The 11314-nt window shown below is 44.0% G+C and carries 7 protein-coding genes; 3 read left to right on the forward strand and 4 right to left on the reverse strand.

Going from position 1 to position 11314, the window contains the following annotated elements:
- The first annotated feature begins 68 nt into the window (after positions 1–68).
- Together xdp1 and prsT are read left to right on the forward strand one after the other, a co-directional pair.
- A complete protein-coding gene (gene xdp1 / locus ACXAFM_RS02490) occupies positions 69–980 on the forward strand; it encodes an exosortase-dependent surface protein XDP1 (RefSeq protein ID WP_474826595.1) in 912 nt (303 codons plus the stop codon).
- A 105-nt stretch (positions 981–1085) separates the two neighbouring features.
- A complete protein-coding gene (gene prsT, locus ACXAFM_RS02495) occupies positions 1086–3899 on the forward strand; it encodes an XrtA/PEP-CTERM system TPR-repeat protein PrsT (RefSeq protein ID WP_474833071.1) in 2814 nt (937 codons plus the stop codon).
- 18 nt (positions 3900–3917) lie between these two features.
- Here the strand turns inward: prsT and dld are convergent, their stop codons facing one another.
- The 4 genes from dld to rluD form a co-directional block, all read right to left on the reverse strand.
- Positions 3918–5621, reverse strand: coding sequence for a D-lactate dehydrogenase (gene dld, locus ACXAFM_RS02500; protein WP_474833073.1), 1704 nt, complete (start codon positions 5619–5621; stop codon positions 3918–3920).
- A gap of 133 nt (positions 5622–5754) precedes the next feature.
- Positions 5755–8331, reverse strand: a complete 2577-nt coding sequence (gene clpB, locus ACXAFM_RS02505) for an ATP-dependent chaperone ClpB (RefSeq protein ID WP_474826602.1) — start codon at positions 8329–8331, stop codon at positions 5755–5757.
- A 250-nt stretch (positions 8332–8581) separates the two neighbouring features.
- On the reverse strand, positions 8582–9337 hold the full coding sequence (gene pgeF / locus ACXAFM_RS02510; RefSeq protein WP_474833075.1) for a peptidoglycan editing factor PgeF: 756 nt from the start codon (positions 9335–9337) through the stop codon (positions 8582–8584).
- A gap of 16 nt (positions 9338–9353) precedes the next feature.
- The gene (gene rluD / locus ACXAFM_RS02515) at positions 9354–10337 is read right to left on the reverse strand and encodes a 23S rRNA pseudouridine(1911/1915/1917) synthase RluD (RefSeq protein ID WP_474826606.1); all 984 of its coding nucleotides are present in this window, start codon (positions 10335–10337) and stop codon (positions 9354–9356) included.
- 185 nt (positions 10338–10522) lie between these two features.
- On the opposite strand from rluD, the gene ACXAFM_RS02520 reads away from it, so the two are divergent.
- Positions 10523–11287 carry an outer membrane protein assembly factor BamD gene (locus tag ACXAFM_RS02520; protein WP_461851800.1) on the forward strand — a complete coding sequence of 255 codons (765 nt, stop codon included), beginning with the start codon at positions 10523–10525 and terminating at the stop codon, positions 11285–11287.
- Positions 11288–11314: the final 27 nt, after the last annotated feature.

The raw sequence follows: 11314 nt of genomic DNA on the forward strand, positions 1-11314 counted from the left end.
ATGTGGCACAAAAATCGCTAGGTACTCGGTAATTTTATGAAGCAAATTCAGGTTCGGTAGTAATCCATATGAAGTTTTTAGGTTTAGCGACAGTTTTTCTTGTATTTTCTGGAAACGTATTAGGAAGTGACAGCAGTTTAGATGAAGGAACTTACTCGTTGGTGAATAACGGCATTTCATATTCACTGATCGGTGATTCTGCAAACGGAACCGCCGTTACTACGGTTGACGGAAAAACAGTTTATGTTGGGCTTACTGCTTGGTCTGATACAGGTTATTACGACAGTCGGTATGATTCATATACCTCTTCGCGTTACCTTGATGAAAACGATGACTTGGTTAGAAATCAGGGCAATCTCGATGGCTGGATAAACTCGAGCAACAACGCGGTAGGTTATGGACTTATAAATAAAGATTCTACGAACCAGAGTAACTATGAAACTTCTAGTGACTACGGAGATGCTCATACAATAGACAATAAAAGAACAGGCGATAGAGGAAAACAAGACTTCGACATGGTTTTGCTGTCCTTCAGTGAAAAAGTTACTTTAACGTCTGGTTCATTTTCTTCGATCTACCGTTATAGAGGACGATCTTCTAAAGAAGTAACTGTGGTAGGTCTGGACGATATTGAAAAATTTGAAAGTGGCGGAAACTTTACATGGAGTGATATTGCTTCTACTAGCGCTATAGAAGCTGCAACGCGTCACTATTCTGTTGGAAGTCAAGTGGGCAACTATTATCAATCTGAATTTACAGGCTTGAGTGCCGCCCAATACTGGTTAGTGGGTGCATACAATACCATTTTCGATAACAATGCGTCTCAAGACAGTGACTTTGGCTTCAAATTGTCAGCACTTGGATTTTCGATCGACAATGGTCCTGATACACCTCCTACCCAAGTAAGCGAGCCAGGTGCCCTTGCACTAATGAGTTTGGGTTTGGGGCTTGTACTTTACAGACGTAAACGTCGCGTTTAATAGTTTAAAAACGCTTAGAAAACACGTATCTTTATAAGGTGGCTTAGGCCACCTTTTTTTATGCTATTTTTAAGCCAGCAGCTTGGCTATGTATTGAAGGTTAATATGGATTTTTTTAATAATAAAAAGCGTGTTGTAAAACGCACTATTGTCTCTGCAGTTGCCTCTTCATTAATCGCTTTCAACAGTTTTGCTACTACGTCAGAGGACTATGAAAAAGCACTTACTGCGTTTAATCAAAACGAATACGACGAAGCCTATATTCACCTTAAAAATAGCTTACAGAAAGACCCACAGAACCTCGCAGCCAAAATTTTGATGGGCGAGATACTACTTATTAATGGCTACCTTACTGCGGCTGAGATGGAGTTTGTTGAAGCTCTGGAGATGGGTGCTGATATCAACCTTTTAGCTGAACCTCTTGGCAACACATGGCTTTTTCTAAACAGATATCAAGAGATTGTAGACTTTGGTGATTTGAACAAGCTATCGGGTGATGCAGAGCGCGAGTGGTTGATGATCCGTGCAACAGCTTGTATCAGATTGGAAGACGAGCAATGCGCCTTAAGCGACTACAACACTATCGTTTCCCGTACGCCAGACTTCGTGCCTGCCATTAATGGTCTCGCCTCTATTGCCCTTCAAAATGAAGATTTAGCCAAAGCAACGTCTCTTATCAACAAAGCCATGTCGTTAGAACCAGAAAACGCTATCACATGGCGTTTGAAAGGACAGCTCGCATATCGACAAGGAGATACTGATGCGGCAACTGCACATTTACAAAAAGCCCTGACGTTTAACCGAGACGACCCTATTGCCCTGCGTAATCTTGTAGATTTGTATTTAGAAGCGAAAGACTACGATACAGCAAAGCTATTCGTAGATGAGATCATTGAAGACACACCTAATGATCCTTTGGCCATTTTACTTAATAGTTGGTTGCAAAGCAGAGACAACCAACAAGCTATTGATAACGAGAAGCTAAAAGAGCTTAATGATTTTATGGCACAGCTTGACCCTGAGCTCATAACTTCACAACCTATGTTGCTCTACATAAGCGGTTTAACAAACTTCTTTAATAACAACATGGAAACGGCCGCAAAAGACTTTAATGGCTATTTGCAACAGGAGCCTGATGACTTACAGGCTGTATTGATGCTAAGCCAGGTCTATATGGCGACACAGCAAGATAAACAAGCGCTTGCTCTGCTTGAACGCCATCAAGATGCGTTGATGGAAGACCCTGACTCGGCACTTCTTCTAGGTGACTTATTTATTCGCCAAAACAAAGCGTTTAAAGCTGAACGCTTATTGCAAAACCTCGAATATAAGTACCCGAATGAAAATAAGCTTCAGCTTTTTAAAATTAAACTGATGGCAGCGAGGGGGAAACAGGACGAAGCGCTATCGATTCTTGAAAAGAATCTGCCGACCTACAAAGATAACGCGGGTTTTCTATTCACTTATTCACTTATGAATTTACAAGCGCAGCAATTCGATAACGCGCTGAAGGGTGCAAATTTACTAAGTAAGCTTTTTCCTGATGAAGCTGAAGTCTACAACCTAAAAGCCGGCATTCTGATTAGGCAAGGTCAATTGGCGGAAGCTAAAGACAACATCGAGAAAGCGTTAGCGCAAAACCCTACCCTCTTTCCAGCAAAATTCAATTTAGCAGCTACAGAGAGTCGTTTAGGAAATGTAGAAAAATCTAACCAACTTGTAGAAGAGCTACTTGACTTGTCCCCTCAGCATAACGAAACATTAATGCTTAAGGCGTTTAATTTAACCAAAGCGGGCAACGTAGAAGACGCGAAGCAAATTTATCTTGATATACTAACGCTCAATCCTTCGAATATCGGTGCTAGAGAGCGCATTTCATCTTTATACCAGCAACAAGGCGACATTAAGAACGCACTGTATCATTTAGATTTGCTTATAAAAGATGATTTCGACAATGCTGACTACCTTCTTCGTAAAGCTGCGCTTCAGCTATCAAATAATCAGCGTGCAGATGCCGAAAAAACGCTAAGCATTGTAAGAAACTTTATTAACGACGATGCTGGAAAGCTTATCGCTTATGCTGACCAAGCTCGCAATCTAGGAAACAACGAAAGCGCCCTAGATGCTATGGCTCGCGCGCACGAGATAGCCAATACAAGTACGTTTGTTACTTTGCGCTATACCAGCTTATTGTTAGATTTGCAGAAAAACGATAAAGCACTGTCGCTGTTAGCGACGATTCCTGCAAACCAGCAACAAAACCCGGTCTACCACTTTCTGAAGGGAAGATTAGCTGCGAATAAAGGTAATAACGAAAGCGCGATTAACGCTTTCCAAAAAGCGCTAGAAGTCGACGCTTCCTTTGCACAGGCATTTATTGCGATCTACAACTACGCATTAAACGAGCAGTTTGTTGATGTATTTTTAAATACTGCCCGCAAATTGGTGAACGAAAATGAAAACAATTTGCTGGCGAAAAATCTATTAGCACAATATTTATTTTTTATTCAAGAATTCGACGAATCAACAGTACTCTATAAAGAGCTTATTGAAGAGCCAAACTTATTGAACCCTGCTGAGGCCTTCAACCGCTTAGCTATCATGCATATTGAAAAATCGCTAATTACCGCGAAAAACTATGCGCGACAAGCTTACGAACTGCAGCCTAATTCTTCGAAAATACTAGACACATTTGGGCACATCAAAGCGCTACAGGGAGATTATGAGGGTAGTCTTAAAATGCTTAGAGACGCTTTCGCAAGGGACGCGAATGACCCTAACATTCGCTATCACCTTGGCTACACGCTTGCAAAACTCAATAGAATTGAGGAAGCGAAAAAAGAGCTAGAGTATGCAGTAAATGTAGAGCGACCTTTCTTTAGACGTCCGCAGGCTAGAGCATTATTAGAGAGCCTGTAAGGCTCTCTACGCATAGATTCAAAGACAGCACGAACAGTTGCGTTTGTGCTTTTCCATCTTACCAATGCCTGGGTTAAAAGTATTGGTAGGGTCTAGCTTTCTGTAAAACTGCTGTAGAGTACTCTCCGCTGTATACAAATGACCAACGTTATGCTCGGCAGGATATTTAGCGCCACGGCTGTCTAATAGTGCCAACATGTCTGCTTTTACTTTTTTGGCATCACTGCCCTTTTTAAGTATGTAGTCTTGATGAAAGACATGGCAAAAGAAATGGCCGTAATAAAGCGGCTTTTCTACATGTTTGGCTATGTGCTCAGGCAACTCCTCTACCCAAAACTCGTCATTGCGGCGCAACGCAATATCTAACGCTAAAATATCTCCGACTTGTTTGTCATGCATAATTTGATAGCGCACCGCAGCTCCCGCAGCGGCGAAACGTAGTAAAAAGGCTTTAGATGCTTCCTCTTCATTACAGGTAAGGTAGTCACCATCTAGCTTCTCTTCAGTAAACAGTTTAGCTAAAAGTGTTTTTGCCTCTTCAATACCGCCATCACTCATCTTAAGAATAAGATGATGTTCGTATTTGTCGCGGTAGGTTCTCAAACTTGTAGGAATTTGGTCAGAGAAAAACTTACTCCCAAACTGCATAACTCTGTCGCTTAAATAGCGAGGCATAAAAGGCAGCTTGTTAAGCACAGCATCCACTCGCCCTTTAAATGCAAACATTTTAGGTAGTGAATCTGTACCCAAACGTTCAATACTTAATATGGTATCTTTGCCATACACATCTGCAATATCAAACATTTCTCTATGCAGGTATTCACCTACTTCGGGAACGTTTTCAAACGTCGACAAAACATCTTTGCGAATACGGGTAAGTACACCAGCATCGTTTGAACCGATATAAAACGTTTGCTCTTTTTTAGGTACTTCGAACGTGTCTAAGCGTACGGCAAAAACGGCGATTTTACCCGCGCAACCGCTGGCTTCATATAGCCTTGTAGGGTCGGCATTGAAGCGACTGGGGGTATCAGCACTGACATCTCGAACTATACGCTCGTAATCACTGGCTGACGCTTTCATACTGGTTTCAGGTGGAGATTTTGGAAAGTTGCCTGAAGCGAGATTACCGATAATTTCTTCAGGTGTTTCACCCAAGTCTATCCCTAAATGATTAACCAACTTTAGTTCACCGTTAGAACCTATTTGAGCGAATAACGACAACTCCGTATAAGCGGGGCCTCGTTTAACCAATGCGCCGCCAGAATTATTAGCTACACCACCCACAATAGACGCCCCCAAACACGACGATCCAATCACCGAATGTGGCGCGCGGCCAAGGGGCTTTAACATTTTTTCAAGCTTAAACAAGGTTGCCCCAGGAAAACTCAACACTTGGTTACCGTCGTTTATTAAAACGATATCATCCATGGCTAAGGTGTTAATTACCACCACCGGCCTATCATAATCATCACCGTTCGGGGTAGAACCTTCGGTCAAACCGGTTTTTGCAGCCTGCATAATGATGATGCAGTTGTATTCAACGCAAACCTTAAGCACTTCCCAATATTGCATTAGCGTATTTGGAAACAGTACGGCCAATGCCTCACCTTCACCCGAGCGCCACCCTTTTCGGTAGTGCTCAGTTTGACGTTTTCCAACGGCAAGGTTGCTTTCCCCGAGTACGCGTTTAAATGCGTTAACAATTGGGGCTGTTTCCATGTATGACTCCTAACACTCACGCTGAAATTTCTCTAGCAGGTAAACTAAAGGAAAACACAGTGCCAAGGCAATAATAAAGCAATAAAAAAGGCACTGTTTCTAGTGCCTTTGAATTAAAGATTTGGTTTGCTGATTAACCGCTTACTACAAATAGACCGCTTTCGTCAGCATCAATGCGAATAGTGGACTCGGGTATTAGTTCACCCGCTAGCAGTTGCTGTGCGAGTGGATTTTCAACCTGCACTTGTATCGCTCGCTTAAGCGGACGTGCGCCAAACACGGGGTCGAAACCTGCATCGGCTAACTTGTCCATAGCTGCGGCAGACAAAGTAAGTTTGTAACCTTTTTCCGCCAATCGTGCTCTTAAGGAAGCAAGCTGAATTTTAGCAATAGACTTAATTTGCTCTTTACCCAACGGATGGAATACCACAATATCATCCACACGGTTGATGAACTCGGGCCTGAAGTGCTGCCCTACTACGCTCATTACCGATGCTTTCATATCGTCATACTGACTTTCGTTGTGCTTATCTTGAATGATGTCCGAACCCAAATTAGATGTCATGATCACAACCGTATTTTTGAAATCTACGGTGCGCCCTTGTCCATCAGTCAGTCTGCCGTCATCCAGCACCTGAAGTAAAATGTTGAATACATCAGGATGTGCCTTTTCAACCTCGTCCAATAAAATGACCGAGTAAGGCTTGCGACGCACCGCTTCGGTTAAGTAGCCACCTTCCTCATAGCCAACATAGCCAGGAGGTGCGCCCACTAAGCGTGCTACCGAGTGTTTTTCCATAAACTCAGACATATCGATACGCACCATGGCGTCTTCAGTGTCGAACATGAAGCCGGCCAAAGCTTTGCACAGCTCAGTTTTACCCACGCCAGTTGGCCCTAAAAATAGGAATGAGCCAATTGGACGGTTTGGATCGGCAAGCCCCGCACGTGAACGGCGAATAGCATTTGATACTGCTTCAACGGCTTCTTCTTGCCCTACTACACGTTTATGAAGGACATCTTCCATACGCAACAGCTTCTCGCGCTCGCCTTCAAGCATTCTCGCTACAGGAATACCTGTCCATCGCGAGAGCACATCTGCAATTTCAATATCCGTTACTTTATTTTTAAGAAGCGTGGTCTCACGGGTTTCATTTTCAGCCGCCTGTTCGAGCTTGGCTTCAAGCTCTGGAATACGGCCGTACTGAAGTTCCGACATACGATTCAAATCAGATGCGCGACGGGCAATTTCTAAATCTAGCTTTGCTTGTTCAAGCTCCCCTTTGATGGTTTGGGTACCCTGCATGGCATCTTTTTCATCTAGCCATACTTTTTCTAGCTCTGCATACTTGGTTTCAGCCTGCTCGCGCTCTAGTTCAATCATTTCAAGGCGTTTATGGCTAGCATCATCGGTTTCTTTAGCAAGGGCTTGCTCTTCCAACTTAAGCTGGATAATTCTGCGCTCTAAACGGTCCATATCTTCTGGCTTTGAGTCTATTTGCAGACGTATGCTAGAGGCCGCTTCATCAATAAGATCGATGGCTTTATCCGGCAATTGACGGTCACTAATATAACGATGTGACAAACTCGCCGCTGCAACGATGGCAGGATCCGTGATGTCTACCGAGTGGTGAAGCTCATAACGCTCTTTTAAGCCTCGAAGAATAGCAATAGTGTCCTCTACGCTTGGCTCTTCAACCAATACTTTCTGAAAACGACGCTCTAGCGCAGCGTCTTTTTCAATATACTGACGATATTCATCTAGCGTGGTTGCCCCCACACAGTGAAGTTCACCGCGTGCCAGCGCCGGTTTAAGCATATTCCCAGCATCCATGGCGCCATCGCCCTTCCCTGCACCTACCATGGTGTGCAGTTCGTCAACGAATAGAATGACGCGGCCTTCTTCTTTAGCCAATTCGTTAAGAACGGCCTTTAAACGTTCTTCAAACTCACCGCGGTATTTAGCCCCGGCCACTAACGCGCCCATATCTAGGGCAAGAACGCGCTTGTTCTTTAAGCCTTCAGGTACTTCGCCGTTAATGATGCGCTGCGCTAATCCCTCAACGATGGCGGTTTTACCCACACCAGGCTCACCAATAAGTACGGGGTTGTTTTTGGTTCTGCGCTGCAGAACTTGAACGGTACGACGAATTTCGTCATCACGCCCAATCACTGGGTCAAGCTTGCCTTGTTCCGCTCGCTCGGTTAAGTCTGTAGTGTACTTTTCAAGGGCCTGGCGCACATCTTCAGCGTTAGGGTCTGTCACCTTCTGTCCGCCACGCATATCATCGATAGCGCCTTCAATGGTGTCTTTGGTGATATTCAAACTTTTAAGGATCTCACCCAATCGCCCTTTATCTTCAAGGGCTGCTAACACGAAGATCTCCGACGTTATATATTCGTCTTTTCGTTGCTGAGCAATCTTGTCGCAAAGGTTAAGTAAAATGCCACTGTCTTTGCTTAATTGAACATCACCACCAATACCTTCAATTCTAGGTAAACGTTCAATAGCCTGACTCAAAGCAGAACGAAGCGCATTAACATTAATGTTTGCTTGGTCAAGTAGCGGGCGTACTGAACCACCCTGCTGGTTTAGCATGGCAGTCATTAAGTGGACAGGTTCAATATATTGATGATCTCGCCCCAATGCGAGTGATTGAGCATCGGATATTGCGAGCTGAAATTTACTGGTAAATCTATCTAGTCTCATAATCTCAACCTAATAAGTGAACAACTATACCTGCGGTAACACACCGCGATTACGAACATTTTAACTCTCGCTGAGTGGGTAATGATCTATGCGGACTGGTATTGCTTATGTTCTAGTTATGTAGGCTGCGCAATTGCGATTCAAGTATGAGATTGAAAAGTTAGCCAAAAAGATAACAAATACTGTAGAAACTTTGATTTAGCGCAAATAAATGAAGGGGCTAAGAACTAATGCCCATAGGATTAGATATCTAAAGCATACCTATTACGCTGACCATGCGCCCAGTTGTGCGTTTGTTTTGATGAGTGGCTCTCCGATGCGAATAGAAGCGTCCCTCGTCAGTGTAAGTACACAGGTTACTTTGCGTAATATCTCCAACGCCAGCTTGCTGCAATTGCATCTGTGCAACTAAAGGTAAATCTAAAAGGTATTTACCCTCATTACTACTATTGGCAACGGCGCCGGCTACATGGCGAAATTTACTCGCCAGTTGAGCATCCACTTCATAGCAAGCGCCGCTAATTGCAGGGCCTATCCAAGCCATGATTTTGTTTGCATCGCAGTTAAATTGCCCAACCGCATTTCTAATAATATTAGTCTCAAGCCCTTTCCACCCCGCATGAACTGCTGCCACCTCTTGCCCACTCTCATCACATAATAGGATGGGCACACAGTCAGCAGTCATTACTGCACAAAAGTGTGACTTGGAAGAAGAGTACGCTGCATCCGCAGTAGTATCCACGCTTGGCAGTGACACCACGCGATTGCTGTGTATTTGCTCTAGCCACGTTATCTTTTCGCTGTGTGGGATCAGGCTTCTATTGGCTTTAACTAATAAAAGGTCATCCCCCACGTGAGCCCCAACGTTCAAGCCTGCGAAATCACCTAGGCTCGTGCCTCCTTTTCTTGTCGTTGTATAAGCGACAATATTAGAGGGGCATGACCACGCTGGAGTAATCAAATCCAGCGTAGATGAAATAGGTGAATTTGCATCTGACAATGTCATAATACCTACTCCCTAGTTAGAGCATATCTTGCGGATTGTCCGTTGTGTCTTTTTTGACTGCTTTAAGCAAGTCCTGCATATCTTGAGGAAGCGGCGCTTTCCAAGTCATCCACTCTTCAGTTTCGGGGTGAAATAGTGAAAGCTGAGCTGCGTGCAATGCCTGACGCTGGAACCCTCGAAGCGCTGTAATAAACTCCTCAGACGCACCTTTAGGCAAACGCGGACGCCCGCCATAAACCTGATCGCCCAACAGTGGATGTTTTATATGCGCCATGTGCACGCGAATTTGGTGCGTACGACCAGTTTCAAGCTTCAAACGCAAGTGAGTATAAGCACGGAACTTTTCAATAACGCGATAATGCGTTACTGCAGGTTTACCCATTTCGCGAACTGCCATATGCGTGCGCTTTGTGGCATGCCTGCCAATAGGCTCATCTACAATCCCACCCGCAACCATAGTACCTAAAGCGATGGCTTCATATTCACGGCTCATCTCGCGGCGCTGTAGCTGATCAACAAGGTGCGTTTGCGCAGGTATTGTTTTTGCCACTACCATCAGGCCCGTAGTGTCTTTGTCGAGACGGTGGACAATGCCTGCACGTGGAACTTTGTCAATTTCGGGATAGTGATTTAGCAATGCATTAAGCACTGTACCGCTCGGGTTTCCCGCGCCAGGATGCACGACTAAATCAGCAGGTTTATTTATTACCAAGATGTGCTCATCTTCGTAAACAATATCTAGCGCAATATCTTGCGCAACACTTGTTACCTGCACATCCATTTCGGCTTGTACAGTAATGAGTTCATCCATTTGCATTTTGTGTCGAGGGACAGTGATTACTTCACCATTTACCGCAACATTTCCGTCCTGAATCCAAGTTTTTAACTTAGAACGAGAATATTCAGGGAACAAATCAGCCAAAACCTGATCTAAGCGTAAACCAAAATGCGCAGCTTCCGTTGAAGCTTCTAGTTGTATTGTGTTCGGCGACTGTGTCATAACACCATTGATTACGTCTAAAAAAGGGTATTATAACAAGTATTCACGCTGTACACTGCCTTGTTTACGTTTTTGTATGGTTTTTCTCGTCGTTAGTACGTTAGAATGCAATTAAAGTGTTGTTGTTTAACACATGAGCTTAGACAGCGAAGTATTAAACTGTTTAGCAGGAAAATAGAATTATTATGAAATCATTTCGTCTACTGGCTCCCGTTTTATTGGGTGCTATGGTATCTGTCGCAGGATGTAGTTCTTCAGATAAAGAAGAGAAAGCCGTTTTAGCTAACATGGGTGCACAGCAACTGTATGACAGAGCAAAGCAAAGCATGGAAGTTGGTAACTTTAGCGCTGCTGCTCAAACGTTAAGTGCGCTAGATTCCCGTTACCCGTTTGGTCCACTTTCTCACCAAGTACAGCTAGATCTTATTTACAGCTACTATAAGTCGGGTAAGAACGAAGAAACACTTGCCACTATCGACAGATTTATCCGTCTTAATCCTAATCACTCTGATGTTGACTACGCGTATTACATGCGTGGCTTAACTAACATGGAATCAGACAGCAACCTATTCCAAGAGTTAATGAACATCGATCGTACGGATAGAGACCCATCAAAATCCCGCGCAGCGTTTGAAGACTTTCGCAGGCTTATCCAGCAGTATCCAGACAGCAAGTATGCGGCTGACGCGAAGCAGCGTATGGTTCATATTAAAGACCGCTTGGCGCGTTATGAAATTGCTATTGCACGCTTCTACATGAGACGGGAGGCGTATGTTGCTGCTGCCAACCGTGGCCGCTATGTTATAGAGCACTTCCCGAATACTACGCAGGTACAGCAAGCCCTAGAAATTATGGTTTCAAGCTACGAACAGCTTGGTCTTACAGAGCTTCGTGATAATGCAATGAAGACACTTAGACTTAACTATCCGGACAGCGAGTTTATTAGCTAGTCGAAGAGAGTTTGAAACGCGAACGAC

The organism is Alteromonas sp. ABD4_190, from assembly GCF_056160105.1.